Here is a 25,670-nt window from a genome sequence, read left to right as displayed (position 1 = left end):
CTCGGAGCCCCTGAATGCTTGCCCAGATCCTGTCCACGATGTTGCCGGTCTTTCTGATCGCCGGTTGTGGTGCCCTTTACGGCCGATATCGCACTCCAGACATCAAAGGCCTGAACACCCTCAATATGGAGCTATTCGTCCCCATGCTGGTGTTCGCGGTTCTGGCTGATCAACAGGCTCCGCTGCAGGATTACACCAGCCTGGCTCTGGCGGCAACGGTGGTCGTTCTGGGTTCCGGCATCGTCCTCTATCCGCTGGCCAGGATTCTGAACCTGAACCTTAAAACCTTCCTGCCGCCGATGATGTTCAACAATTCCGGCAACATGGGCATTCCCGTACTGGTATTTGCGTTCGGCGAGGCAGCCCTGCCCGCGGCCGTTGTCCTATTTGTCGTGGAAATGCTGCTGCACTTTACGGTGGGCATCTACATGCTGGACCCGCACACGTCGATCATCAGACGGCTTCGCATACCCGTTATTGCGGCAAGTATCGCCGGCCTTACCGTCAACTTCGGTGGCGTACCCATGCCACAATGGCTGCTGGAAACCCTGAACATGCTAGGCGGAGTGTGTATCCCGCTCATGCTCTTTACGCTTGGTGTTCGCATGCTGGATGTGGATTTCAGCGACTGGAAACTCGGGGTTCTGGGCGCTATTTCCGCGCCTGCATCCGGGTTGATTCTTGCCTGGCCAATGATAGCGATTCTGGATCTGCCGGGCCTGCAGATAGCTGCTTTGTGGGTCTTCGCCGCCATGCCCTCTGCTGTGTTGAACTACATGCTGGCGGAGCAGTATCAACAGGAACCTCATAAAGTAGCCTCACTGGTGCTTATGAGTAACCTCGGAAGCCTTGTGGTGATGCCGATTGTGCTGGGCCTGGTCTTTACAGCCGGCTATGTATGAACCGCTTCAGATAACGATCAATGTCGGAATCCTCGCCGGTGCGTCAAGATCACTAACGCAAGCGCTTGCAACCTCTCTGGCTTTGGCCGAAGGTAAGAACGATTCAGGTTGAATTTCTTCTCGATATGGAGATCCGCCCATGAGTGTTCTGCTTCTACTGATCAGTGCGCTGGTACTGATCTATCTTGGCATCGGTGGCACCACTGCCGCCACCGTGCTTGTGATTGCAACGGTCGTCGGGCTGTTTCAGGATGGCTGGCACATCCTCAGTATACTGTTTGGTGGCGGGCTGCTTGCTCTCAGCCTGGTGCTGGTGCTCCCAGGTGACTTGCGGCGCGAGAAGTTCAGCGCTCCGTTGCTGAACTGGGTGCGCGGCCGGCTCCCGAAGCTCTCGGATACCGAGGCCGAGGCCCTGCGCTCAGGTACCGTAGACTGGGATGGCGAGCTTTTCTCCGGGCAACCCAAGTGGTCGAAACTGCTCGATGCCAAACCGGCCCACCTCTCCAGCGAAGAACAGGCGTTCCTCGACGGGCCGGTCGAGAAGCTGTGCGGCATGCTGGATGACTGGAAAATCACCCACGAAGAGTACGACCTGCCCAACAAGGTCTGGAAGTTCATTCGCGAGAATGGCTTCTTCGGGTTGATGATTCCCAAGGAACAGGGCGGCAAGGGCTTTTCCCACACCGCCCACTCCGAGATCGTGATGAAGATTTCCACCCGCAGCGTATCCGCCGCTGTGACCGTCATGGTGCCCAACTCGCTTGGCCCGGGCGAGCTGCTGATGGAATACGGCACCGATGCCCAGAAAGAACATTATCTGCCGCGGCTGGCCGGCGGCGAGGAAATCCCCTGCTTTGCGCTGACGTCGCCGGTCGCCGGTTCTGACGCCGGAGCTATTCCGGACAAGGGCATCGTCTGTAAGGGCCAGTGGAATGGCGAGGAAGTACTGGGCCTGAAAGTCACCTGGAACAAGCGCTACATCACACTGGCACCGGTGGCGACGCTGATTGGCCTGGCCATCAAGGTCTACGACCCGGACAAACTACTGGGCGACTCCGACGACATCGGCGTTACCTGCGTGATGGTTCCACAGGACCTGGAAGGGGTTCACTCCGGCGCCCGTCACCTGCCAATGAATACCGTGTTCATGAACGGTCCGACCTGGGGCAACGACGTGTTTATCCCCATGGATCAGGTGATTGGCGGCCAGGACATGTTGGGCAAAGGCTGGAAAATGCTGCTGGAATGCCTGTCCATCGGCCGTTCCATCTCCCTGCCCGCATTGGGCACCGGCGCTGGCAAAGTGGCCAGCATGGCCACAGGCTCCTATGCCCTGACCCGGGAACAGTTCGGCCGCTCCATCAGCCAGTTTGAGGGGGTTCAGGAAGCGCTGGAGCCCATCGCCGGCTACACCTACATGATGGATGCCGCCCGATTACTGACATCCGGCATGCTGGACCGGGGTGTACGCCCCTCCGTGCCGTCAGCGGTGCTCAAGTACCGCAATACCGACTTGATGCGCACGGTGATCAACCATGCCATGGACGTGGTTGCCGGCCGCGGTGTTATTACCGGCCCCCGCAACTTCCTGGCCAGGGCGTACCAGGCGGTGCCCATCGGTATCACGGTGGAAGGCGCAAACATCCTGACCCGCAGCCTGATGGTGTTCGGCCAGGGTGCCATCCGTTGTCACCCGTTTATTGTTGAAGAAATCGAAGCAGCGGGCATGGACGATAAAAAGGCGGCGGTCGAGAAGTTCGACGGCATCTTTTACCGCCATATCGCCCACACCACCCGCAACGCGTTACGCTCGTTAGTGCTGGCACTGAGCGGCGGCTTGCTGGAAACCGTGCCCCGCCAGGGTAACATCCAGTCCAGCTATCGCCAGCTTGCCCGGTTCTCGGCCGCGTTTGCCCTGATGACCGACGTTACCCTGCTCACGGTTGGTGGCGGCCTCAAGGCACGTCAGCGCCTGTCCGGGCGGATGGCGGACTGCCTTGTACACCTGTATTACGCCACGGCGGTGATCAAGCAATGGCACGAGGAAGGCTATCCGGAAGACCAGCGGCCGCTGGTGGAATGGTGCCTTCAGACCAGTCTGCGCGACCTCAAGACATCCATGCGCGAGCTGATCATCAACTTCCCGGTTCCGCTGTTGCGCTGGCCGCTGCGGATGCTGGTGTTCCCTCTGGGCGCCACCGGCCTCAACGGCCCGGACGACGCCCTGGGCACGGAGGTGGCCGCCAGCATTGTGAACGATACGCCGCTACGCCAGCGCATCAGCCGTGGCAGTTACATCAATACCGATCCGGACGACCCTTTGGGCCGTGTACTGAACGCCTACCGGCTGGCCAATGAAACCAAGGACATGCGCGATCGCCTGCATGAAGCCCTGCGCAATCGGGATGAAGACGAGCTGGGCGGTATCGACCTGCTGATGGGGCACCAGCGTAAGGAACTGGTGGACTGGGCCTGCGAGCAGGGCGTTGTTCAGAAAGACGAATGCGACAAACTTCTTGAGGCACTGGAAGCACTCTACGATGTCATCCGCGTGGATGCCTTCGAAGCCGACGGGCTGAAAGCCCTGTCCCGGTGTGCCAAGGGTAAGCGCAAAGTGGTCGAACGCCCGCCACGGGACGAAGAATAACCACTGGAATAACCACTAAAGGCACGCCCTGAACGGGGCGTGTCTCCCCCACTGTTCCCCTCTCCCATTCTTGACAGAATCCACATTCGCCAACTATTACTGAATGTCGGTTCAAATAGCTGTATTTGCGACCTTTCAAAAAACCAGCTGTCACAACAACGAATAAAAACACGCGGCATCAGCGCCGCTCACCTGAATTGAAAGGGGTGTCTTTCCGTGGAAGAGCAGGCTGTAGGCGAGCAGACACAACCATCCTCAACCATCCTTGAAACCAGGAACCTGACCAAGGATTTCAAAGGCTTTACCGCCATCAGTGACGTCAGCATCAACGTCAAGACAGGCTCCATACATGCGTTGATAGGCCCGAACGGGGCCGGAAAAACGACGTTTTTCAACCTGTTGACCAAATTCCTCAAGCCCAGCGCCGGGCAGATTATCTACGCTGGCAAAGACATTACCAACGCGCGCCCCGCGGGTATTGCCCAGCAGGGGCTGATTCGCTCTTTTCAGATTTCGGCGGTATTTCCCCACCTCTCTGCCCGCGAAAACGTTCGGGTCGCCCTGCAACGCAAGTTGGGCATTTCCTATCACTTCTGGCGGCCGGTACGAATTCTTGATCAACTGAATGAAGAAGCCCAGGCCACCCTGGAACAGGTCGGCCTGGGGCCCTTTGCCGATACCAAGGCGGTGGAACTCGCCTACGGACAGAAGCGGGCGCTGGAGATTGCCACCACCATTGCACTCAAACCCAGGCTCATGCTGCTTGATGAACCCACCCAGGGCATGAGTTCAGAGGACGTAGGCACGGTCACCGAGCTGATTCGCAAGGTGGTGGATGGCAGAACCATCGTGATGGTTGAGCACAACCTCAATGTGGTGTCCACGCTGGCCGACACCATCACCGTCCTGAACCGCGGGGAGGTGTTGGCTGAAGGCAACTACGACACGGTATCGACCAACCCCGCCGTCATGGAAGCCTACATGGGAACCACCGATGCAGCCTGATCAACGCCCGGAAATGCTCAAAATCGAGAATCTTCACGCCTGGTACGGCGAATCCCACATTCTCCATGGCCTCGATCTGACTCTGCGGGAAGGCGAGGTGATTACCCTGCTTGGCCGCAACGGGTCCGGACGCACGACCACGCTCAAGTCGATTCTGGGGCTGGTCAGCAAACGCACCGGCTCCATCAAGATCCACGGCACCGAAATCATCAACATGCCCACCCACCGCATTGCCCACGTTGGCAAGCTGGGGTATTGCCCCGAGGAGCGGGGGATTTTTGCGTCTCTCAACGTGGACGAGAACCTCGAGCTGCCCCCCGTGGTGGCCGATGGCGGGATGTCCGCGGACGAGATCTACAAAATGTTCCCGAATCTTGAAGAGCGCCGCAAAAGCCAGGGCTCCAAGCTCTCCGGGGGCGAGCAACAGATGCTGGCCATTGCCCGCATCCTTCGTACCGGCGCCAATCTCCTGTTACTGGACGAGATCACCGAAGGGCTTGCGCCGGTTATCCTCAAATCCCTGGATGATGTCATCCGCAAACTGCGTGACCGGGGATTCACCATCATTCTGGTTGAGCAGAACTTCCGCTTTGCCGCTCCGCTGGCCGACCGACACTATGTGATTGAGCACGGACGAGTGGTTGAGCAGATAGAAGCGGCCGATCTCGAGGCCAAGAAAGAGCAGTTGAACAGGCACCTGAGTGTCTGAACCCGAATCTAATAACAAAAGGAATCCCACCATGTTCAAGCACTGGAAATCTGGACTGGCAGGCGCCGTGGCAGCGGCTACCCTGGCAATGCCCCTCACGGCAGCGGCCGAATTGACCGACGGCAAAGTAAAAATCGGTGTCCTCAGTGACATGTCCGGCGTTTACAAGGCCCTCGAAGGGCCGGGCGCGGTGACTGCCGCCAAAATGGCGGTCGAGGATTTTGGCGGTTCGGTGATGGGCAAACCCATTGAGATCATTTCCGCGGATCACCAAAACAAGCCGGATATCGGCGCCAGTACCGCCCGGGAATGGATCGATGCGGAAGAGGTGGACATGATCACCGCCCTCGACAACTCCTCCGTTGCCTTGTCCGTTCAGGGCCTGGCCAACGACAAGAAAATCATCACCATGAACACCGGCGCCGGCACCACAGCACTGACAGAAGAACAGTGCACGCCTTACGGTATTCACTACGTCTACGACACCCACGCGTTGCCGGTTGGTACTGCTACGGCGATGGTCAAGAACGGCGGTGAAAGCTGGTTCTTCATTACCGCCGATTACGCCTTCGGCCACTCTTTGCGGGACAACACCGGCGCCGTGGTGGAAAGTCTCGGTGGCGAGGTGGTCGGTAACGTCAATGCGCCACTGTCCACCAACGATTTCTCCTCCTACCTGCTCCAGGCCCAGTCTTCCGGAGCCGATGTCATTGGCCTGGCCAATGCCGGCCAGGACACGGTGAACGCCATCAAACAGGCCAACCAATTCCGCATCGTACAGGGCGGACAGAAACTGGCCGGCATGCTGGTATTCATCACCGACGTCCACAGCATGGGGCTGGACATTGCCCAGGGCCTGCAGTTCACCACCGCCTTCGTGTGGAACCAGAACGACGAGACCGAAGCCTGGTCCCGCCGCTTCTATGAACGCCACAACGCCATGCCCACCATGGTTCATGCCGGCGTTTACTCGGCGGTCACCAATTACCTGAAAGCAGTCAAAGCCACCGGTTCTGACGACAGCGATACCGTTCGTGCCGAACTGGGCGACATGACCCTTAACGACATGTTCGTGAAAGGGGGCAAGATTCTGCCCAACGGCTCCATGCTCCACGACATGTATCTGGTGGAAGTGAAGAAGCCGGACGAAGCCAGTGAGGAATGGGACCTGCTGCGGGTAGTCTCGAAGATCCCTGCGGATCAGGCCTATATCTCGCTGGAAGACACCAAGTGTTCGCTGGTTAACTAACCACGCCGATTAACCACTGCTTCAGGGGAGATAGCCAACGTGTCGATGCAGGTCATACTGGCCCAGGCGCTGCTTGGGCTGAATGTGGGTGTGTTTTACGCCATGTTGAGCCTCGGGCTCGCGGTGATATTCGGGCTGCTGAATATCATCAACTTTGCCCACGGTGCCATGTACATGCTGGGTGCCTTTATCGCACTGATTGGCTACTCTCTGCTGGAGCAGTGGTTCGGTATCAGCCTTCAGATCGGATTCTGGGCGTCACTGCTGGTGGCGCCCCTGATCGTCGGTATTCTGGGTGTGACCATTGAACGCTTCATGCTCAAGCGTCTCTATGACCTTGACCACATCTATGGCCTGCTGCTGACGTTCGGTATCACGCTGATCCTGCAGGGCCTGTTTGCCAACTACTTCAACGTTTCCGGCACACCCTATCCGGGGCAACCGGAAAGTCTCAGTGGCGTGGTAAACCTCGGGTTCATGTACTTCCCGACCTACCGACTGTTCGCCATCATTTTCTCCCTGGTGGTCTGTTTTGCCACCTGGTACGTCATCGAACACACCAAACTGGGTTCACGGCTGCGCGCCGGTGTCGAGAACCCGGACCTGACCCAGGCGTTTGGCCTGAATGTGCCACTGATGATCACCCTCACCTTCGCCTTCGGGGCCGGCCTAGCCGGCCTGGCAGGTGTACTGGCCGCGCCGATCTATTCGGTCAGCCCGTTAATGGGGGCGGATCTGATCATCGTCGTGTTTGCCGTGGTGGTGATCGGCGGCATGGGCTCGATTATGGGCGCCATTCTATCCGGGCTTGCGCTGGGCTTGATTGAGGGCCTTACCAAAGTGTTCTACCCGCCAGCGGCCAGCACCGTGATCTTCTTCCTGATGGTGCTGGTGCTGCTGTTCCGCCCTGCGGGCTTATTCGGTAAGGAGAAGTAAGGCCATGATCAACCGCGTTCTGTTTATCATCATGCTGGTCGCCGGCCTTGGCGCGCCCTTCTATGCCTACCCGGTCTTTGTGATGGACCTTCTGTGCTTCGCGCTCTTCGCCTGCGCCTTCAACCTGCTGCTCGGCTACGCTGGTCTGTTGTCGTTCGGGCACGCCGCCTTCTTCGGCGGTGCCGCGTACATTACCGGCTATGTCACCAAAGAATGGGGATTCGGGCCGATATTCGGCATTCTTGCCGGCACCGGGTTTGCGTTGATTCTCGGCACGATATTCGGCTTCCTCGCCATCCGCCGACAGGGCATCTACTTTGCCATGGTGACCCTGGCGCTGGCGCAGATCATCTACTTTCTGGCGCTTCAGATGCCGTTCACCGGAGGTGAAAACGGTCTCCAGGGCATTCCCCGTGGCGAACTCTTCGGCTTCATCAGCCTCAACAACGAAATCGCCATGTACTACTTTGTGTTTGCGGTATTCATGATTGGTTTCGCCATTATCCACCGAACCATCAACTCCCCCTTTGGCGAGGTCCTCCAGGCCATCCGGGAAAACGAATCCAGAGCACTCTCGCTCGGTTACGACGTCGACCATTTCAAGCTACTGGCGTTTATCATTTCCGCCACACTCGCCGGAACCGCCGGTGCCACAAAAGCCGTGATATTCCAGTTTGCCGCACTGACCAATGCGCATTGGCAAACCTCCGGGGAAGTCATCCTGATGACACTGGTGGGAGGCCTTGGCACCATCTTCGGGCCAGTACTGGGCGCGATTACCGTCGGCGCCCTGAGCCATGAACTGTCGGCATTCGGCTCCTGGGTGCAAGTGATCCTGGGGACTGTGTTCGTCGTCTGCGTGATGGTATTCCGCCGCGGTATCGTCGGTGAAATACAGCATCGGCTGCTGAAGAAAAAAGCGGATAAATAGGCCGCCGGGGCTTGTTACTCGCCCCGCAAGCCGCCTCGGATAGCCTCATCCACCAGCCAGCGACGCAACACCTGCAGCCCACGCTCCCGCCGACGGCTGGTTTTCCAGGCGAAATAGAACTTGTCGCCCGTCATCACCGAGTGACTGGGCAAACGGACAAAATCGCCGGAATCCTGCCGTGTGCTCAGCATGTAATCGTTGGTCAGTGCGATGCCCTGATGAAAACGGGCCGCCTCCAGAGCCAGCAACATGTGGCTGAAGTGCTGTATCCGCGCCGTACCGGGAATCTTCTGATCCACCGCCCGATACCAGGCCTCCCAGTCACCGGCGGCCTTGTCGAAAATGCTGTGGGTAGAAAGCAAAGGAAACCGTGACACCTCCTCTGGCGACAACTCTGGCTCATCCCTTCCCTCAACCTCTGAATCCCGCCCCAGTTCCCGACGGATGCGCTGCCAGTAATCCTGGCTGCACACCGGAAACAGCCGCTCGGTATACAGCAACTCATAACTGAATGCCGCGGAAGACGGCTTGATAGTGATAAAACAGTCCGCCACCCGGTCGGACAGCACCGGGTTCTCACTGCTCATCTCCAGGGAAAGATCCAGTTGCGGATACTCCCGCTGCAAATCCGGCAACCGCGGCACCAGCCAGCGCACCGCAAATGAACTGAACACCGACAACCGTAACCGCGACTCCTCATGGCCCAGCAACTGCTCACTCACCCGTTCAATCTGCAACAACGCCGACCCCACGCCATCCAGATACTGCCGGCCTTCGTCGGTCAACGTCAGAGTGCGGCCACTGCGCCAGAACAGTTTCTCACCGAGATAAGTTTCCAACTGCTTGATCTGGTGACTGACCGCACTCTGACTGACCGCCAGCTCCTCCGCCGCCAGCGAAAAGCTGTTCAGCCGGGCAACGGCTTCGAAGACGGGTAGGGCTTTGAGAGGTGGAAGCTTCATTATCTAAATTTCTAATGATAAGTGATTAAAGATCATTTTATCGGATAGTAATACACCACTAGACTCACCACCACAAGATTCAGGGAGCCCTGCACACCACCCTTTCCAAAACTGTACGGAGCCATGGATGGCGGAGTCCAAGCGTCACATGGATGTGCCGAAGGAGCGTGTTTTGGAAAGGGTGGTGTGCAGGGCTACAACTCCGATGTCGGAGCACAACCAAGAGGAGCCGAAATCATGTCAGGCAAAACCGTAAACAGTGCAATCCTTCTGCTGGTGATCGGCAACGCCATGGCATTGATCAGCGATGTGTTCATCAAACTGCTGGAACCCGGCGCCCCCGTATTCCAGTTTGCCTTCCTGCGCTGCGTCATCACCCTGTTGCTGCTACTGCCCCTGGCCGGCCAACTCAACCGGAAACACCTGTTTTCCGGTATCAAGGTCCACGCCGTGCGGGCCCACATACACCTGGCTGGCATCCTGTGCATGGTTGTTGCCCTCGGCAATCTGCCGCTGGCCACCGCCAACGCCGTGTTCTACGCAGCTCCCATCCTGGTCATGGTGCTGTCCGTCATGCTGTTCCGGGAAAAGCTGACCCCGCTGAGCGTCTTTGCCGTCTTCAGCGGATTTGGCGGCATCGTCGTTATCCTGCGGCCAGTAGAATTCAACTGGGCGGCCATCGCCGCACTGGCCTCCGCCTTTGCACTGGCCATCAACGCTGTAATGGTGCGTAAACTGCCGAAGCAGCAGTCCACCGTTCACAAGCTGTTCCTGAATTACGCGCTGATCATCCCGGCTGCCGGCGCACTGGCCTTATGGGAAGGCGCCGCCTGGGACAGCTCCATACTCATCAGCGCCCTGGGATCTGCCCTGTTTATTCTGGGCTACAACATCACCGTGTTGCTGGCCTACCAGCAGGTGGATGCCAACCAGGTGACCAGCGCCGAATACACCGGCCTGATCTGGGCGGTACTAATTGGATGGATAGGTTTCAATGAAATGCCCGACCTTTGGTTCGCCGTGGGCAGTGCCATGATTGTGGTGCCACTTATCATGGTGGGGTTGCGTTCACGTCATCGGAGTCGCCGGGTATTGCAGCCTCAGCCGGTGAATAGTTGACGCGTTCAGTCCATAGAGATACCAAGGAGTAACCTGCGCCCATCTGATGGACCTAATCCTGCGGTTACTCCTCAGCTTCGTAGGTCACACGAAACTGAATGCGGCGTTCCAAAGTTTGATTGGCCAAGATACGGAACTGAAGCTACGGTCGCAAAGCGGACATTCAGATCCGATCTCCATCTTCAGCTTTTGAGTTCCATTCATAGCAGGGTAAGTCCGCTAAATACCGCCTCAGCTCTTTTGAGCCCTTATCGCCCTCTTGGCCATGGAAGATCACCTCCACGGGTAACTCTCAAAATATTCGAAACTTACTTCCCACTTCACTGTAATCAGCGAATCAATTTTTCGAATCTATTTGAGATCACTGCTAACGTGCTGGTACAACACGCAGAAATTGCATCAAATTTCTCGAAGACACCTCAAATCTGTGCTTAGGGCCCGCAATGAGTATCTGTAGCAAGTGCGGTAATCCAGTTGAATTTAGATACGCTAATGGCAGATGCATTCCGATGCATTTTGACGGAGGCTGTATCGGCTCCAGCTCTAGCGTAAATGATTTCTCTGGATACAACACCGCAACCGAGAGCACTTGCTTTAGCACAAAATGTCCAGAGTGCGGAGATGAGGTTTTCTTTATTCGTCACAACGGCGGCAGTGTCTGGCTAGACCCTCCGCTGGGATGGCCTTGGTACAAGCACGGTTGCTTTTATCCGGAAGATAAAACGTCAGAATTCGATGGTCCAGCATTGGTTACCGATAAGACATCACTGGAGCTTGCTGAAGGCAGCAATCTAGAGATTGGTATTGTCAAAAGAACGTGTGTAGAGGCGAATCGAAACTATACAGACATCGTCTTGGAATCTGCCGAACTCGAATCCACCGAGGTTCGAGTCAAAAACAACGCCGGATTTCTCTTGGGAAAGCTATGCGTGCTCGACAGAGCAAAAGACACCATCTGGCCCTTCTATGAGCCGGATTATCTCTTTTGGCTCTACGATGCCGATAAATTTGGATACAAAATACCACCCCCCAAGATACAGCCTCTTAAAAAAACTGATCAGAAAAAACTGAAGAAACGCGAGATGGTAAAGTGCAGCGTTTGCGGCTGTAAGGTGTCCAAAAAGAAATTACGGAGACACATGAGGAAAGTGCACATCGAACTCGGGCATTAGCTGAGGCCGACTACTTGCGGCCAGTTTACGGTGACATAGGTAAAGAGTTTTGGCCGCCGGGTATTTCCCTTTGGTCATGACACCATCAAGTGGCCGGAGATTGATTCCATAAATTGAGCGCTGGTCGCAAAGCGAACGTTCAGGCCCGAGTTCGACGGACTCAGTTTGAGGCTAAGGTGGGTCACACGTATCAGAGTAAGTCCACTCATCCGCTACTACTGATATGAATTGGTCTTTAGCGCCCATCCATTTGGTGCTCAACATCCCCAGCACCATCACCGCGAAAACACATATCATCCAAGAAAATTCTTTTATGATTCTCCAATTCACTGAGAGTAATCTCAGCGGTCGATTGGATAGATACAACACCATCAAAGCCATTATCATCCATATAACTACTCAAAATGCTTTCCCAAGACTCAAAGAACTCCATCAAGTCGTCAGCGCCTTGACCAACGGGCAGCCTCGCTTGACTATACACGATGATCCAAGACGCACTAAAATCCTGAGCGTCGTTATCATCTGCTACACCAAGAAAAACACCAGTGATAACGTCACCAAATCGATCATAAGCCTTTTTAACTTTCTCCTTGATCTTACCAATCACTTTCTTCCAGTGATCATTAAAGTCATCTGAGAACGAAGGGCGGTAATATCTTGCCGCAAGCCAGGTCGTCAACTGAGTGCACACGTTCCCGCTTAGATGAAAAGGATGCGTAGGAGAAAAATTCTCAAGCAGCTCTCGCCGTACGAAAAATCTCTCGCGCATGCGGAAACCCAAACATTTCACTTCTGCGGAAACGGTCATCTCCACATCTAAAGCTCTACTGTTACTGGCCTTCGATAACTCTGGCCGAACCTGAGAAATCAGGGAAAACCCGATAAACTCGGCATGAGGTTCGTTATTAAAATCACCATGGGCAAGATCGCAAGATTGAGTAGCTAGCACATAAAACTCTTCCTTCAGTTCTAAGTCACCACAGTATTGCTGCAGGACCTCGGCATCCACAGTAGCCCACTGGAGCCAGCCGTTTGCAATTATCGCATCTGCTCTAGACATCAGATGGCTACCCGCTAGCTAAAAGATGAAACTTGGTTCGTCGCACCCTCTAGATCAGAATTATTCGAAATTCGCTTATCGATGCGAATCCTTTTATCAAGCTTATCTTTAACTTCCGAATAGGATGCAAGAAATTGATGCTTGTCGCCCGCTTTTACTGCTTCACCAAAAAGCTCTACGAATTTCTTGCCGCCCGCGTTAGGGACAAACATTTTAAATAACTTGGGAAGGGACGACCTATGAGAGTTATCTAGTAACTCTACGAGATCAGAAATTACAATCAAACGTTCATAGTTTTCATCAGCGATCGCACCTCCCTTTAACCAGCTATATAGAGTGGGCCTTGCTACACCCAGAATTTCCGAAAGGAGTTTTTTGGACAAATCAAACTCAGATAGGAGCCGATTTAAAACGTCGGGGACGATCAAATGAGAATTATTTCTGACCAACGAATAATCAAAATACTCCAGATTATCTTCAGAAGAGGAATGCTCTTGGTTTGCAAAGGCATCATCAAAAAGCTTGGCCACAAAACTCTCTCGAGAGCATTCAAATTGCTCACAAGGCGAGTTCATGACATTGCTGATGCTGTCAGATGATGTAACAACAGTCGCACCTGCAAATGCCATTAGGGCCAAAAGACCTCCACCAACACGAGCATCCGAAAAAGGGCTGTGACCATTAGTTTTAGTTGTCATTAGCAGACTCCAATGCCTCTATATTAACCGTTTCCTCAAACACCTTATGGCAAACCTCATGAAGTTCATCGATATGGTCAAATACCTTTGAAACATCAAATTCCTTTAATTTTTGGTTATTTTCATAATCAACATGGTCAGTATCTATTACTAGAGTCTCCTCAACTGACTCATCGCCACCTATTACGGAATAACTGTTCAAAATCGAAGGATGAACAGGAGGCTGTTTCTTTAGATAAGTACCTCTGACTATCAAATTACCGAATTTAGTAGCATTGTATAATTCAATCTGGCTTTGCTCATTAGCACCGCCACTCTGGTCATCCACGAATACCTTAGGAAGGAATCTCTCGTCACAAACTATATCATTTATGCGAACATCCCCTATAGGCTTGACATGATCAACGTAACGTATACCTGACCCCTTATAGTATGCAATTTTCATGGTTCTCTTTACTTCTTCGATTATAGGCTCGAAAAACCCTCTAAAATCGTCAAACCTAGTATATGAAGTGCTATGCAAGACTATGCGGTCATCTTTGACCATGATTCCTTTTTTGTTTTCTAGGTCAGAAAAATAAAAATTCACTCTATCGTTAGTTATTGTATTAACCGTTCCGTCTTGGTTAATTTGAATATTTTTATCGCTGCTTTTTTGCTCATAATAGTTTGGTAATTTGTCGCGAAGGTTCTCTTGGACATCTGACATATATCGCGCATAGGATCTAATATCCTGTATTCTAATCATAGCAAATACGTAAATTAGGGGAGCATTCTTTACCTCTCCTCTACGATAGCCTTGAGCCATGACATTCAGCCTCTTGATAGCAAAAACGTTGCTTTAGCATACTTTACACGTCACTTTACACTTATCATAGCTCAAAACCAATCAACTGGCTCACGACTTTAGTAAATACTAACAATGCTCAGAATCACTAGGTTTGTATAAAGTAGCTGCGCAAAATACACCCTTCTTTTCCATACCTCACCGGCGCTTGGGGCAAGGCAGTCTAGTCCCCTCCGCCGGAAATCATCACTGCGGAAATCGCCACCAGCGCTTGGATATCGGAAAGCAGCGCGTTGCTGTTTGCGAGTGTAAACATCCCTGCTTTAGTTGCACCGCTGGTAAGAGGTTTCCGCCCGTTGGTGTTTCGCCATATTCTTATAGCGCCAGGTCTTCCAGTGAATTTGAGAGGGAGGTAACGGGTTCACGCGGCCTAGAAAAAGGTCCGCTTTTGTTTAGAAGCGGTCTTTTTTTTGAGGCAGAATCCCCGCTGATAATGATTGGACTAAAGAGCCGGCGCCGTTCACAGGCGCCGGTGAGAGGCTTCAACCCGATGATCAACGGGTTACGTCAATCAGTAACTGAGCACCCTGCAGTAGCTGATACTCCATGGGGGAGGTGCTGTTGTTGTAATAGAATCGAAAACCGGTACCACGGTCGTCCCGATAATAGTGGCGATCGTTGTTCCAGTGGTGTTGGTAACCATGCCTTTTCTGGTGGTACTTCTTATGCTTCCAACCGTGTTTGTGTCGGTTGTGAGGCTTGTTTTTCCAGCCATGCTTGCGATCCCGGTGGCCGTGGTGTGCATCCGCATCGCGGTGCCGGGATGACAGAAGCTTCTTGTGGTGGGGTATGCCCCTGTCGTGGTCCACTTTCTGGTGGAACCCTGCCCTGTGGTTCTCCCGCCTGTCAGAGTCTGCCACAGCCGGGCTGGTGGCCATTATCAGGCCAACGAAACAACTGCCAATCAGAAATGCTTTCATCGCTCTTCTCCCGATCTTTTCAGATCCCGGATTAGCATCCACGAAAACTCTGTGGCTGCTCCCTGACTTCAGAGTACGGAACTTCCGGGGAAAGTCAGGCGATCGGCGACGGCTTTGCACTTCTTTTACGCAGGCGCGGACAGTCTTTACAGTTGCCGTGGCCGGCTGACCGTCACGACAGAATCAACGCAGGTGGGATTCCAGCTCGAACACGTGGGGATCGTGATCACCAAGGGCTCTCAATGCCTCGGCCAGCTTAAACAAATATTCACTGTTAGGACCGCTCGGACCAGACGAACTGGCAATCTGGCGGGCAATATCGAGGGAAGGTGCGGGGCCAAGGAAGGCCTCATTATCTTCGGTGGCAATGTAGACAAGGCCTTCCGCACTACTGCCATCATCGAACCTCATGGGTGTGCTGAAGCGCAAATAGCCGTTTTTCTCACGCACATCCAGGTGCTCAAACACTTCTGGCGATACCCGATAGGCCATACCCTTACACGACGCGTCAGGCTGACTGATCAGCGTGACCACACGCCCGGGAGCCTCCGGGGTACCGCGATGGTCATGGGAGCCCTGCCAGAAACGTCGGGCACAGCCTTCAATCGTCGCCGGCTGCTGCTCAAGGAAGGGGAAGTCCACCTTGTAAATCAGCGAGCCATAACCGAACAGCCACACGGAGGACACTCCGTCAAACTGCTGGCGACTGCGATTGTGCGCTACGGTATCGAAAGACATCAGGAGGCCGACGTGGAAGCAATAAATCCAGCGATGCCCGTTAGAACAATTTCCGCCGCCATGGCAGACAGAATCAGGCCGCTGATCTTGGAGAGTATGTTCAGCCCGGTCTTACCCAGCGCCTTTTCCAGGTATCCGGACAAGTGCAGTAGAACCGCCAGGATAACCAGCCCCGACACCAGCCCCAGAAGCCCTCCGGCCACTTCCGGCACAGCGTTCAGCTCGGCCCCGTAAACCAGGATGGCACCGATGGTCGCAGGGCCTATCATCACCGGAATCGCCAGTGGCACCACGGCAATGTCATCGCGGTCTTCATCCGGCAGCCCGGTGGCGTGGTTGCGGGTACCACTGGTGACCAGGCTGATGGCGGTCAGGAACAGCAGGCTGCCGGCACCGATCCGGAACGAGTTCAGGGTAATGCCAATGGCACTGAACAGCAGTGGCCCGGCAAAGAACAGTACCAACCCCAGAATCATTGCGGATACGGTGGAACGGCGGATGATCGAACGCTTTTCAGACGCCGGCAGCCCCCGGGTGAGCGCCAGAAACATGGTGACCACGAAAAACGGCGCCAACAGGAACATAAAGCGGATCGTGCTGCTGATGTAGGTACTGATAAACGCTTCAAACATTCAGAATATCCGGTCAGGGGTAAAAACGGTATAGCATAGCGACAGTGGCGCCTTCGTGCCGTACGGAAGTGAACGTATCCTAGCGCTTAACGCTGCTTTGCCTGGGTTTGCGTGACTTTCCTGGCTTTCCCGGCTTGCCGGGTTTTCCCGGGCGCGAGGGTTTGCCGTGTTTTCCAGCGGGCTTTCCTGGCCGACCGGACTGTCCTGCCTTTGCGCCCTTTCCACGAGGTCCCGATGGCGATGTCCCGGGCTTTTTGCCAGGCCGCTTGCTCGCCGGCTTTTTCGTTTCGCTACGGGTTTCGGGGCTCACTTCCGAGGACGAATCGCGGATCATGTCAAACAACCCGGCCAGCTCCTTCGGCCCCAGATCCCGCCACTCTCCGACTGCTAGTCCTTTGAGGCTGATATTCATGATGCGCACACGCTCGAGCTTCGTGACCTCGTAATCAAAGAACTCGCACATGCGACGAATCTGTCGGTTCAGGCCCTGAACCAGGGTAATACGGAACACGAAACGGGACACCTTTTCGACCTGGCAGCGTTTGGTGACCGTACCCAGTATCGGTACCCCGGCGCTCATACCCTGCACGAATTCTGCGGTCACCGGCTTGTTGACGGTGACCAGGTATTCCTTCTCGTGGTTGTTGCCCGCGCGCAGGATTTTGTTCACCAGATCACCGTTGCTGGTGAGGAAAATCAGCCCCTGGGAGTCCTTGTCCAGTCGGCCAATGGGGAAGATCCGCTCACCGTGACCCACATGGTTGACGATGTTACGGCGCTCCGCCGGGTCGGTGGTGCTGACCACGCCCACGGGCTTGTTGAGGGCGATAAAGATCAGGTCCTCTTCGTCTCGCGGCTCGATCAACTGACCGTTCACCGTGACTTTGTCACCGGGCAGCACCTGATCGCCCACCTGGGCCGCCTTGCCATTAATGGCAACGTTGCCGTTCTCGATATAGCGGTCGGCCTCCCGCCGGGAACACATGCCACTCTCGCTGATGTATTTGTTGAGGCGGGTGGAGTTTTTGCCGGGCATGGGAGTCCTGTCTTCGGTCGGGGCATCAGGCTACTTTTGGGGATACATAGCTGAAACGCTTGCGGTATTGCTCCATGGTACAGCCTACCGTGCGTTTAAACAGCCTCCGGAACGAACTGGCATCTTCGTAACCCACACTCCAGATGATGCGTGCAGTCTGTTCGCGGCTGGATTCCAGCAGGTGCTTGGCCGCCTCGATCCGCAGATGCTGCAGGTAGCCGATCGGGGTTTCGCCAGTGGCTTCCTTGAAACGACGCTTGAAGGTGCGGGTGCCAAGGCCCGCCACGGCAGCCACTTCGTCGATGGTCAGTGCATCGGCGTAGTGCTGTTCAAGCCAGGACTGTGCCTTGCGGATAGCGTCATCCTGGTGGGCCTTCTGGCTGTAGAAGGCCATGTAGGGCGTTTGCTCCGCCCGGCGGCCGTCCAGCACCAGCATCTTGCTGCAGGCCAAGGCAACCGCCGGTGACGAGAAGCGCTCCACCAGGTAACTGCACAGATCCACAAACGCCGTGGCGCCGCCGGCACAGATGATGCGGCCGTTATCCACCAGCAACTGGTCTTCCTCCAGGCGCAGGTGTGGATAGCGGGCACGGAACAGCGGCGCTGCCCGCCAGTGGGTGGTGGCAACCTGGTCGTCCAGCAAACCCGCCTCCGCCAGTACGAAACTGCCGGTGCAGACGCTCGCCAGCACGGCGCCCCTCTCCAGGCCTTCCCGCAACCAGCCGTAAAGCGGTCTTGAGGGTGCGAGCGTCTTCTCCAGCCGTTCCGCGCCCACGGCGGCTTCCACCGAGGAGCCCACCACGATCAGGCCCGGCTCGAAATCCCCACGCTTGCAGGTTGGCGTCACCACCGCACCGCTGTACCCGCGGACTGGCCGGTCGTCCACCGTCACCACCTGGCAATTAAACAGGGGCTCGCTACGGCCAGCCGGAGCGCGGCCGCAGAAGTTGGCAACGGTGAAGAAATCCATGATGCCGTGCACACCGGAGGCATGGCAGTTGGGAAAGGCAACAATGGCAACGTTGAACATGTAAATGGCCCTTTCAGCACTTTATATGTCAAATATGACACTCCTGCTGGCAACCCGCAAGCCCTAACCTGAACCTGTCATCCACTACCACTGGAAGAAGGACTTTCACCATGACCTCACAACTGAACACTCAATCAGTGATCTTCGAGCGACCGACAACCCACAAGGTTGAAGGCCCGAAGGGGTTTTCGCCCATCCGCCTGGCACTTCAACTCTATGGTCGAATGGCTCCTGAAAAAGCCGGCCGGCTGGTTAACCGCATGGCGTTCAGGCCCTCGCGCCTGCCCATGCCATCCCGCTATGAATACCTGCTGGACAATGCTGACAGCTATACCCAGCTGCAGCACGGCGCCCGGACCATTCCGGTGTATTCCTGGGGCCAGGGGCCTGTGATTCTGGGCGTTCACGGCTGGGCCGGTGCCGGCATCCAGTTCGGCGCCTGGGTCAACCCGCTGGTGGAAGCCGGCTATCGTGTGGTGCTGTTCGACGCCCCCGCCCACGGCCGTGCCCAGGGCGAGAGCACCAACCTGTTCGAGATGGCCGAAGTCGTTGCCAGGGTGGCGGCCAGCGTCGGCCGGGTCCACGGGGTGCTGGCCCATTCCATTGGCTGCATTGCCGCTGCCCGCGCAATCGCGGACGGCCTTCAGCCTGATTATCTGGTCATGCTGGCGCCCCCTGTCAGCCTCACGGCGGTGATGGATAACCTGGGCCGTCAACTCGGCCTGAGTCAGGACGTTCTGGCGGTGCATCTGCAATTGATGGAGGAGCGTTTCGGCAAATCCGTCTGGGAGCAACTGGACCTGGAAGCCCTGTCACGGACCCTCACCCAGCGAGGCCTGATGGTCATTGATGACGATGACACCTCCATCTCGCCAGACGAAAGCGAACGGGTTTTCAACAACTGGGAAAACGCCAACGTACTCCGCACCCGTGGCCTGGGCCACCACCGCCTGCTATGGAGCCCCATGGTTGTAGACACGGTGCTTCGGGATCTGGGCAGGCCGGTGGACACCCTCTGATTGCGCGATTGCGTCAGTCCGTTTATGGTCTGGCAGCAGTACCATTCGCATTCACGGAGCCCAGCCATGCACCTGTCTGAACCAAAACAGCGACAAACGCCCCGGGGACGCTTCGCTTGGCGAGAAGGCGGGGCACCCGGTGGCAAGGCGCTGGTGATGATCCACGGCTGGCCGGAGAGCTCCTACTGCTGGGAGCACGTGGCAGCGTATCTGAAGGCGGGTTTTCACATCATCGCCCCCGACCTGCGAGGGTTGGGCGACAGTGAACGCAGCCCGGACATCGAACACTACCGCAAGCAGGAAATGGCACAGGATGTGATCAGCCTGCTGGACCAGCTCGGTATTGATGAGTTTCAGCTGGTGGGCCACGACTGGGGCGGCATCGTCGCCCAGGAAGTCGCACTGGCCATTCCCGACCGGGTGCAAAGGTTGGTGATCATGAACATCGCCATCATCAACAACCTCAAGGGCAACCAGGAAGTGATCGAGAAGGTCCGCGCCAGCAGCGGTGCAGCCTACTGGTATCAGCACTTCATGCAGACGCCAGGCCTGCCTGAAGCGATGATTCCCGGCGCCGAAGAGGCCTGGCTGGGGCATTTCCTGCGCACCTGGAACCGCGAACCGTTTCCACGGGACGCATTCGACGAATACGTGCGCACCTTCCAGATTCCGGGAACGCCGGGTACCAGCTCCAATTACTACCGCACCTTCCACGAAGACGCCAAACGCTGGGCCACCACGGCGGGCCATACGTGGCCCATGCCCGCCCTGTATATTTACGGCAACAAGGACAAGGTGATCATTCCGGAGTACCTCAATCATGTTGAGGAATGCTTCGCAGACCTGCGAGTGAAGGAGGTGGAGGCAGGTCACTTCCTGCAGGAAGAGCAACCCGAAGCCGTCGCCGGGTATCTCAACGATTTCCTGGACACAGCCTGAGCCGTTACCTGGATGGGCTGACGTAGACCCAGTTGGTACCGACGTTGTCGCACACCACGATTTCGCGGTTGATCACCGTGCACAGGGAAAGGTCCTGCGGAAGCTCATCGTGATAACGGGCCTTGACCGCCAGATTCTTCTTGTCCTGCTTGAGCAGGGTGAAGGTCTGTTCCATGCGCCGGGCAAAGTCGATGCCGCCATCCTCAATGGTGTGAAAGGCGTTGTGGAACGCCGTGAAGCTCATGGTGTTGGCGCCCAGGCCGATGTCCACCATCGCGGGGATGTAGCGGTCGTACGCCTTGGAGAGGTATCGGCGCACGGCCTCTGAATCATCGCGATTGCCCTCGAACGGACGCAGGCCAAGGCGGTTATCCTCCGCCAGGGCCCCTTCCGCCAGCTGGCTGTTGGGTTGGTTTGAGACCAGATCATAGCGCTGCCGGGGACAGGCAATGCGCTGGCCTTCCAGTTGGCAATCCGAAAGCAACCAGCTTTGCGGCGGGTCTTCTTCAGGCCCGGCGCGAACGGGTTCCGGTTCCGCGCCAGACAATCCGGGGCTGGAGTCGGCTTGCGCGGGAGCACCCGGCTCAGGCACTTCCAGGCCCAGTCGCCCGGCAGGGCGCCGCAGAAGCAATGCCTGCACCTGCGGATCGTTGCGCTTGAAATCCGTGGGGGACGGCAAGCCCCCGCCAAGCCCTTCGCTCACTACGCGACAATACATCCGTTCCAGTTCAGTGGTGGCGCCGTCCATACATTCATCTCCGGCTGCATGAACGGCACCGGCACAGAGCCCCAGCAGGATCAGGGCCAGCCATCTAACCGTCATCACGCTGCCCCAACGCCACGCGCGCCATCAAGTCTTCCACCCGGCGTATGGTTTCAGCATCGCCCTTCTTCCCCGTAAGCACCACCTGGGAGCCGATGGTGGCCACGTACATCAGCAGCGACAGATCGCGAATGCGCTGGGGATCACTGCTCAACCGTTCATATAGCTCGCAGTTCTGGTTGATGCGCGCTTCGTCCACCTGCGTGACCAGATCAGCCGCGTAGTCATTTCTGCGGGCAAAATCCCGCACCGCCAGCTCCACCTGCAGGCGACGGATATTACGGGACGCATCCGTGAGCAACAGTTCCAGAATTTGCCGCAATTCGGTTTCGACATCCCCACCCTTGGGTTTCCAGTACTGAAGCTCGTGCAGACGCCGGTCCCGCCAGCGGTTGAGGAAACGCACCACCAGGTCTTCGTGGTCCTTGAAGTGCCAGTAAAAACTGCCACGGGTCACACCGAGCTTTTTTGCCAGGGTCAGCACCCTCAGGTTGCTGAAACCACCGGCTGCAACCTCGCCGGCGGCCGCATCCAGCCAGTCGTCGCGGGTCAACTGCGCTTTTTCCGGCGTCTTGCGGCTGCGGCGTTTCTGAGGTTTGGCATCCGTCATGGTGGAATCTGGTCCTGCTACTGGCTGTTGGGTGTGAATTCTACATCAACAGCGGAGCCATGGTTGAAAGCGTTGACCCCGCCCAAAACATACATTAGTGTATGGACAAACAATACACCAGTGTATGGATAATTCAACAGGTCTTCCGTACACCGCCTACTATCCAATGCCAGTATCAGGGAGCTGCTACATGAGTACTGCCCATTACGATGTGAACGGCAACATCGCCGTCATCCGACTCGACAACCCGCCCGTCAATGGCCTGGGCCTTGAACTCCGCCGGGGTATTGTTAACGGTATCCAGCAGGCAGAAGCCGATGATGCAGTGAAAGCCGTGGTACTGATCGGCTCCGACCGTGCCTTCTCCGGCGGCGCCGACATCAGCGAGTTCGGCTCTCCCAAAGCCTTTGCCGAACCCAACCTGAACACGGTAGTCAACTACGTGGAAAGCAGCCGCAAGCCGGTGATTGCGGCCATCAGCGGCGCCTGCATGGGCGGCGGTCTGGAACTGGCGCTGGGTTGCCACTACCGCATCGCCAAGCCGGACGCGCAGATCGCCCTGCCGGAAGTAAAATTGGGCCTGCTGCCAGGCGCCGGCGGTACTCAGCGCCTGCCACGAGTCATCGGAGCTGAGCACGCTGTAAATATGATCGTCTCCGGCAGCGTCGTACCTGCCAAACAGTTCAAGGGCAGCGCCCTGTTCGATGAGATTGTCGACGGCGAATTGCTGGACGCGGCCATTGCCTACGCCACCAAGGTGGTCAGCGAGAACCTTCCACTGAAAAAAGTGCGCGACCTGAAAGCCAAGCACCCGAACCCGGAAGGCTTCTTCATGTTCACCCAGAACACCGTGGGTGCCATGGCCAAGAACTACCCGGCCCCGCTGAAGTGCGTCGAAGCCGTGAAAGCCGCCGTCACCATGCCGTTCGACAAGGGCATGGAAGTGGAGCGCGAAGCGTTCGTCAACCTGATGCAAACGCCAGAATCCCGCGCCCTGCGTCACGCGTTCTTCTCCGAGCGCCTGACCAGCAAGATTGCGGATGTGCCCTCTGACACCCCGACCCGTGACGTGAAATCCGTCGGCGTGATTGGCGGCGGCACCATGGGCACCGGCATCAGCATCAACTTCCTGAACGCTGGCATCCCGGTGACGCTGGTCGAGATGAAGCAGGAAGGCCTCGACCGGGGCGTGGCAGCGATCCAGAAAGTCTATGAAGGCCGGGTCAAGAAAGGCCGCATGAGCGAAGACGACGCCAAGGCCAAGATGGCTCTGTTGACCCCATCCCTCACCTATGACGACCTGAGCAGTGTCGACCTGGTGATCGAAGCCGTGTTCGAGGAAATGGGCGTCAAACAGTCCGTGTTCGAAAAGCTGGACGAAGTGTGCAAACAGGGCGCGATCCTGGCCTCCAACACCTCCACCCTGGATGTGAACAAGATCGCCAGCTTCACCAAGCGCCCGGAAGACGTCATCGGCCTGCACTTCTTCAGTCCGGCCAACATCATGAAGCTGCTGGAAGTCGTCCGTGGCGAGAAAACTGCCAAGGACGTACTGGCCACCGCCATGAAACTCGCCAAGACCATCAAGAAGACCGCCGTGGTCTCCGGCGTGTGCGACGGCTTTATCGGCAACCGCATGATCAACCAGTACCAGCGCGAAGCCCTGCTGATGCTGGAAGAAGGCGCCAGCGTGCAGCAGATCGACAAGGCCATCGAGAAGTTCGGCTTTGCCATGGGCCCACTGCGCATGGCCGACCTGGCCGGCGGCGACATCGGCTGGGCCATCCGCAAGCGCCAGTACGAAGAAAACCCGGACATGGTGAAGATGGTGCTGGCCGATCGTATCTGTGAAATGGGCCGCTACGGCCAGAAGACCGGTGCCGGTTTCTACCGCTACGAGCCGGGCAACCGCAACGCCCTGCACGACCCGGAAGTGGACAAAGTGGTGGACGAAGTCCGCGCTGAACTGGGCATCAAACCACGCAAGATCAGCAATCAGGAAATCGTTGAACGTTGCGTTTATGCGCTGGTGAACGAAGGCGCCCAGATTCTGGACGAGGGCATCGCTCAGCGCGCCTCTGACATCGACATGGTCTACCTGACCGGTTACGGCTTCCCCGTGTTCCGCGGCGGCCCCATGCATTACGCCGAGGAAGTCGGGCTGCCCAACGTGGTTCGCGCCATGCAGGCCTTCACCAAAGACCGCCACACCCAGCCTGGTTTCTGGGAACCGGCGGCCCTGCTGGCCAAGCGTGCCGAAGAAGGCAAAGGTTTCGACGCTAAATAACCGGTCCACCAATACCCTCGGGGCGCCTGCCCTTTATCGATAAACAGGCGCTTCGAACGAAGGAGAATTGTTATGTCTAATGATGTTGTCATCGTATCCACCGCCCGCACGCCCCTGGCCAAATCCTGGCGCGGCGGCCTGAACATGACCCACGGCGCGACCCTTGCGGGCCACGCCATCCAGCACGCGGTCGAGCGCTCCAAGGTCGACCCCAACGAGATCGAAGACGTGCTGATGGGCTGCGCCCTGCCAGAAGGCTCCACCGGTAACGACGTGGCCCGCATGGGTGCCATCCGTGCTGGCCTGCCGGTTACCGTTGGCGGCGCCACCATCAACCGCTTCTGTTCATCTGGCCTGCAGGCCATCGCCATGGCAGCGCACCACATTGCTGTGGATAAAGTACCGGTCATGGTCGCCGGCGGCGTGGAATCCATCTCCACCGTGCAGGCCAACGTCAACCAGAACTACTTCATGGAACCCTGGCTGGCGAAGAATAAGCCTGAGCTCTACTGGTCCATGCTGGACACCGCCGAAACCGTGGCCAAGCGCTACGACATCAAGAAAGAAGACATGGACGAATACGGTGTTCGCAGCCAGAACCTGGCCGATCAGGCCCGCCAGGACGGCAAGTTCGACGACGAAATCGTACCCATCACCACCACCATGGGCGTGGCGGACAAGGCCACCGGCCAGCTCAGCAGCCAGGAAGTCACCATCAGCCAGGACGAGGGCATCCGCCCGGGCACCAACCTGGAAGGCGTCAGTAAAATCCGCTCAGCAATGGAAGGCGGCGTGGTCACCGCCGGCAACGCCAGCCAGTTCTCCGACGGCGCCTCTGCCTGCGTGCTGATGGACAGCAAAGTGGCCGAACAGCGCGGCGCCACTCCGCTGGGCATCTTCCGTGGTTTCGCGGTTGCCGGTTGCGAACCCGACGAAATGGGCATCGGCCCGGTCTTCGCGGTTCCCAAACTGCTCAAACGCGCCGGCCTGTCCGTCGACGACATCGGTCTGTGGGAACTCAACGAAGCCTTCGCCGTGCAGGTTCTGTACTGCCAGCGCAAACTTGGCATCCCCATGGACCGCCTGAACGTCAACGGTGGCGCCATCGCCGTAGGCCACCCCTACGGCACCACCGGCTCCCGCCTGGTCGGCCACGCGCTGATCGAAGGCAAACGCCGGGGCGTAAAATACGTCGTGGTCACTATGTGCGTCGGTACTGGTATGGGTGCTGCTGGGTTGTTTGAGGTTGCCTAAGGCTTCTTTCGCCTTCGACTAAGGGGGAAGCGCCTGTCGGGTAGGGGCATCCAAAACTCGCTCCTTCGGCACGTCCATGTGACGCTCGAGCTCCGCCATCCATGGCTCCGCACGGTTTTGGATGCCCCTACCCGACAGCCGCCCA

At 56.8% G+C, this 25,670-nt stretch carries 24 protein-coding genes; 13 read left to right on the top strand and 11 right to left on the bottom strand.

What is annotated here, in order from left to right:
- Positions 1–14 precede the first annotated feature (14 nt).
- From R1T46_RS04780 to R1T46_RS04750, 7 genes are all read left to right on the top strand, one after another.
- Complete coding sequence (locus R1T46_RS04780) at positions 15–902, top strand: AEC family transporter (protein WP_036211478.1); 888 nt, start codon at positions 15–17, stop codon at positions 900–902.
- 139 nt (positions 903–1,041) lie between these two features.
- The gene (locus R1T46_RS04775) at positions 1,042–3,549 is read left to right on the top strand and encodes an acyl-CoA dehydrogenase (RefSeq protein WP_041332969.1); all 2,508 of its coding nucleotides are present in this window, start codon (positions 1,042–1,044) and stop codon (positions 3,547–3,549) included.
- A gap of 216 nt (positions 3,550–3,765) precedes the next feature.
- Positions 3,766–4,554, top strand: a complete 789-nt coding sequence (locus R1T46_RS04770; RefSeq protein WP_007155128.1) for an ABC transporter ATP-binding protein — start codon at positions 3,766–3,768, stop codon at positions 4,552–4,554.
- Positions 4,544–5,263 (top strand): ABC transporter ATP-binding protein, encoded by a 720-nt coding sequence (locus R1T46_RS04765; protein WP_041332967.1) that lies wholly within the window; start codon positions 4,544–4,546, stop codon positions 5,261–5,263. The genes R1T46_RS04770 and R1T46_RS04765 overlap by 11 nt, the downstream gene beginning before the upstream one ends.
- A gap of 31 nt (positions 5,264–5,294) precedes the next feature.
- On the top strand, positions 5,295–6,512 hold the full coding sequence (locus tag R1T46_RS04760) for an ABC transporter substrate-binding protein (RefSeq protein ID WP_036211487.1): 1,218 nt from the start codon (positions 5,295–5,297) through the stop codon (positions 6,510–6,512).
- A 45-nt stretch (positions 6,513–6,557) separates the two neighbouring features.
- Positions 6,558–7,448 (top strand): branched-chain amino acid ABC transporter permease, encoded by an 891-nt coding sequence (locus R1T46_RS04755; protein WP_007155125.1) that lies wholly within the window; start codon positions 6,558–6,560, stop codon positions 7,446–7,448.
- Positions 7,449–7,452: 4 nt separating this feature from the next.
- The gene (locus tag R1T46_RS04750) at positions 7,453–8,379 is read left to right on the top strand and encodes a branched-chain amino acid ABC transporter permease (protein ID WP_007155124.1); all 927 of its coding nucleotides are present in this window, start codon (positions 7,453–7,455) and stop codon (positions 8,377–8,379) included.
- Positions 8,380–8,393: 14 nt separating this feature from the next.
- Here R1T46_RS04750 and R1T46_RS04745 read toward each other — a convergent pair whose 3' ends face one another.
- A complete protein-coding gene (locus tag R1T46_RS04745; protein WP_075194667.1) occupies positions 8,394–9,341 on the bottom strand; it encodes a LysR family transcriptional regulator in 948 nt (315 codons plus the stop codon).
- 237 nt (positions 9,342–9,578) lie between these two features.
- Here R1T46_RS04745 and R1T46_RS04740 point away from each other — a divergent pair, with 237 nt between their 5' ends.
- Positions 9,579–10,460, top strand: coding sequence for a DMT family transporter (locus tag R1T46_RS04740; RefSeq protein WP_317307509.1), 882 nt, complete (start codon positions 9,579–9,581; stop codon positions 10,458–10,460).
- A 509-nt stretch (positions 10,461–10,969) separates the two neighbouring features.
- Positions 10,970–11,632, top strand: coding sequence for a hypothetical protein (locus R1T46_RS04735; protein WP_317307508.1), 663 nt, complete (start codon positions 10,970–10,972; stop codon positions 11,630–11,632).
- Between the two features lie 235 nt (positions 11,633–11,867).
- Here R1T46_RS04735 and R1T46_RS04730 read toward each other — a convergent pair whose 3' ends face one another.
- From R1T46_RS04730 to R1T46_RS04695, 8 genes are all read right to left on the bottom strand, one after another.
- Complete coding sequence (locus R1T46_RS04730) at positions 11,868–12,692, bottom strand: hypothetical protein (protein WP_317307507.1); 825 nt, start codon at positions 12,690–12,692, stop codon at positions 11,868–11,870.
- A 14-nt stretch (positions 12,693–12,706) separates the two neighbouring features.
- Positions 12,707–13,390, bottom strand: coding sequence for a hypothetical protein (locus R1T46_RS04725; RefSeq protein ID WP_317307506.1), 684 nt, complete (start codon positions 13,388–13,390; stop codon positions 12,707–12,709).
- On the bottom strand, positions 13,380–14,198 hold the full coding sequence (locus R1T46_RS04720) for a TIGR04255 family protein (protein ID WP_317307505.1): 819 nt from the start codon (positions 14,196–14,198) through the stop codon (positions 13,380–13,382). Before R1T46_RS04720 ends, R1T46_RS04725 begins: the two co-directional genes overlap by 11 nt.
- 533 nt (positions 14,199–14,731) lie before the next feature.
- Entirely contained in the window at positions 14,732–15,157 is a 426-nt protein-coding gene (locus R1T46_RS04715; RefSeq protein ID WP_317307504.1) for a hypothetical protein, read from the bottom strand.
- Positions 15,158–15,340: 183 nt separating this feature from the next.
- The gene (locus R1T46_RS04710) at positions 15,341–15,895 is read right to left on the bottom strand and encodes a gamma-glutamylcyclotransferase (RefSeq protein WP_317307503.1); all 555 of its coding nucleotides are present in this window, start codon (positions 15,893–15,895) and stop codon (positions 15,341–15,343) included.
- Positions 15,895–16,527: a MarC family protein gene (locus R1T46_RS04705; protein WP_036211528.1), complete on the bottom strand. Its 633-nt coding sequence runs from the start codon at positions 16,525–16,527 to the stop codon at positions 15,895–15,897. Before R1T46_RS04705 ends, R1T46_RS04710 begins: the two co-directional genes overlap by 1 nt.
- A gap of 79 nt (positions 16,528–16,606) precedes the next feature.
- Positions 16,607–17,563, bottom strand: a complete 957-nt coding sequence (gene rluF, locus R1T46_RS04700) for a 23S rRNA pseudouridine(2604) synthase RluF (RefSeq protein ID WP_126810976.1) — start codon at positions 17,561–17,563, stop codon at positions 16,607–16,609.
- A gap of 25 nt (positions 17,564–17,588) precedes the next feature.
- The gene (locus R1T46_RS04695; protein ID WP_317307502.1) at positions 17,589–18,593 is read right to left on the bottom strand and encodes a GlxA family transcriptional regulator; all 1,005 of its coding nucleotides are present in this window, start codon (positions 18,591–18,593) and stop codon (positions 17,589–17,591) included.
- Positions 18,594–18,703: 110 nt separating this feature from the next.
- Between R1T46_RS04695 and R1T46_RS04690 the strand changes: the two genes are divergently transcribed.
- Together R1T46_RS04690 and R1T46_RS04685 are read left to right on the top strand one after the other, a co-directional pair.
- Positions 18,704–19,612 (top strand): alpha/beta hydrolase family protein, encoded by a 909-nt coding sequence (locus R1T46_RS04690; protein ID WP_317307501.1) that lies wholly within the window; start codon positions 18,704–18,706, stop codon positions 19,610–19,612.
- A 66-nt stretch (positions 19,613–19,678) separates the two neighbouring features.
- The gene (locus tag R1T46_RS04685) at positions 19,679–20,551 is read left to right on the top strand and encodes an alpha/beta hydrolase (protein WP_317307500.1); all 873 of its coding nucleotides are present in this window, start codon (positions 19,679–19,681) and stop codon (positions 20,549–20,551) included.
- A 4-nt stretch (positions 20,552–20,555) separates the two neighbouring features.
- Here R1T46_RS04685 and R1T46_RS04680 read toward each other — a convergent pair whose 3' ends face one another.
- Positions 20,556–21,374 (bottom strand): hypothetical protein, encoded by an 819-nt coding sequence (locus tag R1T46_RS04680; RefSeq protein ID WP_317307499.1) that lies wholly within the window; start codon positions 21,372–21,374, stop codon positions 20,556–20,558.
- Positions 21,364–21,984 (bottom strand): TetR/AcrR family transcriptional regulator, encoded by a 621-nt coding sequence (locus R1T46_RS04675; RefSeq protein WP_036211544.1) that lies wholly within the window; start codon positions 21,982–21,984, stop codon positions 21,364–21,366. The genes R1T46_RS04680 and R1T46_RS04675 overlap by 11 nt, the downstream gene beginning before the upstream one ends.
- A 190-nt stretch (positions 21,985–22,174) precedes the next feature.
- Between R1T46_RS04675 and R1T46_RS04670 the strand changes: the two genes are divergently transcribed.
- A complete protein-coding gene (locus R1T46_RS04670) occupies positions 22,175–24,271 on the top strand; it encodes a 3-hydroxyacyl-CoA dehydrogenase NAD-binding domain-containing protein (protein ID WP_317307498.1) in 2,097 nt (698 codons plus the stop codon).
- Between the two features lie 72 nt (positions 24,272–24,343).
- The gene (locus R1T46_RS04665) at positions 24,344–25,525 is read left to right on the top strand and encodes an acetyl-CoA C-acyltransferase (protein ID WP_273622671.1); all 1,182 of its coding nucleotides are present in this window, start codon (positions 24,344–24,346) and stop codon (positions 25,523–25,525) included.
- Positions 25,526–25,670 lie beyond the last annotated feature (145 nt).

This window comes from Marinobacter salarius, from assembly GCF_032922745.1.
Classification (GTDB): Bacteria; Pseudomonadota; Gammaproteobacteria; order Pseudomonadales; family Oleiphilaceae; genus Marinobacter.
This window is presented reverse-complemented; position numbering and strand designations above follow the sequence as displayed.

Bases quoted from the DNA above. Each gene is read 5' to 3' on its own strand.
- R1T46_RS04780 (WP_036211478.1), top strand. From the start codon at position 15: ATGCTTGCCCAGATCCTGTCCACGATGTTGCCGGTCTTTCTGATCGCC.
- R1T46_RS04775 (WP_041332969.1), top strand. From the start codon at position 1,042: ATGAGTGTTCTGCTTCTACTGATCAGTGCGCTGGTACTGATCTATCTT.
- R1T46_RS04765 (WP_041332967.1), top strand. From the start codon at position 4,544: ATGCAGCCTGATCAACGCCCGGAAATGCTCAAAATCGAGAATCTTCAC.
- R1T46_RS04760 (WP_036211487.1), top strand. From the start codon at position 5,295: ATGTTCAAGCACTGGAAATCTGGACTGGCAGGCGCCGTGGCAGCGGCT.
- R1T46_RS04755 (WP_007155125.1), top strand. From the start codon at position 6,558: ATGCAGGTCATACTGGCCCAGGCGCTGCTTGGGCTGAATGTGGGTGTG.
- R1T46_RS04750 (WP_007155124.1), top strand. From the start codon at position 7,453: ATGATCAACCGCGTTCTGTTTATCATCATGCTGGTCGCCGGCCTTGGC.
- R1T46_RS04745 (WP_075194667.1), bottom strand. From the start codon at position 9,341: ATGAAGCTTCCACCTCTCAAAGCCCTACCCGTCTTCGAAGCCGTTGCC.
- R1T46_RS04740 (WP_317307509.1), top strand. From the start codon at position 9,579: ATGTCAGGCAAAACCGTAAACAGTGCAATCCTTCTGCTGGTGATCGGC.
- R1T46_RS04735 (WP_317307508.1), top strand. From the start codon at position 10,970: ATGCATTTTGACGGAGGCTGTATCGGCTCCAGCTCTAGCGTAAATGAT.
- R1T46_RS04730 (WP_317307507.1), bottom strand. From the start codon at position 12,692: ATGTCTAGAGCAGATGCGATAATTGCAAACGGCTGGCTCCAGTGGGCT.
- R1T46_RS04725 (WP_317307506.1), bottom strand. From the start codon at position 13,390: ATGACAACTAAAACTAATGGTCACAGCCCTTTTTCGGATGCTCGTGTT.
- R1T46_RS04720 (WP_317307505.1), bottom strand. From the start codon at position 14,198: ATGGCTCAAGGCTATCGTAGAGGAGAGGTAAAGAATGCTCCCCTAATT.
- R1T46_RS04715 (WP_317307504.1), bottom strand. From the start codon at position 15,157: ATGAAAGCATTTCTGATTGGCAGTTGTTTCGTTGGCCTGATAATGGCC.
- R1T46_RS04710 (WP_317307503.1), bottom strand. From the start codon at position 15,895: ATGTCTTTCGATACCGTAGCGCACAATCGCAGTCGCCAGCAGTTTGAC.
- R1T46_RS04705 (WP_036211528.1), bottom strand. From the start codon at position 16,527: ATGTTTGAAGCGTTTATCAGTACCTACATCAGCAGCACGATCCGCTTT.
- rluF (WP_126810976.1), bottom strand. From the start codon at position 17,563: ATGCCCGGCAAAAACTCCACCCGCCTCAACAAATACATCAGCGAGAGT.
- R1T46_RS04695 (WP_317307502.1), bottom strand. From the start codon at position 18,593: ATGTTCAACGTTGCCATTGTTGCCTTTCCCAACTGCCATGCCTCCGGT.
- R1T46_RS04690 (WP_317307501.1), top strand. From the start codon at position 18,704: ATGACCTCACAACTGAACACTCAATCAGTGATCTTCGAGCGACCGACA.
- R1T46_RS04685 (WP_317307500.1), top strand. From the start codon at position 19,679: ATGCACCTGTCTGAACCAAAACAGCGACAAACGCCCCGGGGACGCTTC.
- R1T46_RS04680 (WP_317307499.1), bottom strand. From the start codon at position 21,374: ATGACGGTTAGATGGCTGGCCCTGATCCTGCTGGGGCTCTGTGCCGGT.
- R1T46_RS04675 (WP_036211544.1), bottom strand. From the start codon at position 21,984: ATGACGGATGCCAAACCTCAGAAACGCCGCAGCCGCAAGACGCCGGAA.
- R1T46_RS04670 (WP_317307498.1), top strand. From the start codon at position 22,175: ATGAGTACTGCCCATTACGATGTGAACGGCAACATCGCCGTCATCCGA.
- R1T46_RS04665 (WP_273622671.1), top strand. From the start codon at position 24,344: ATGTCTAATGATGTTGTCATCGTATCCACCGCCCGCACGCCCCTGGCC.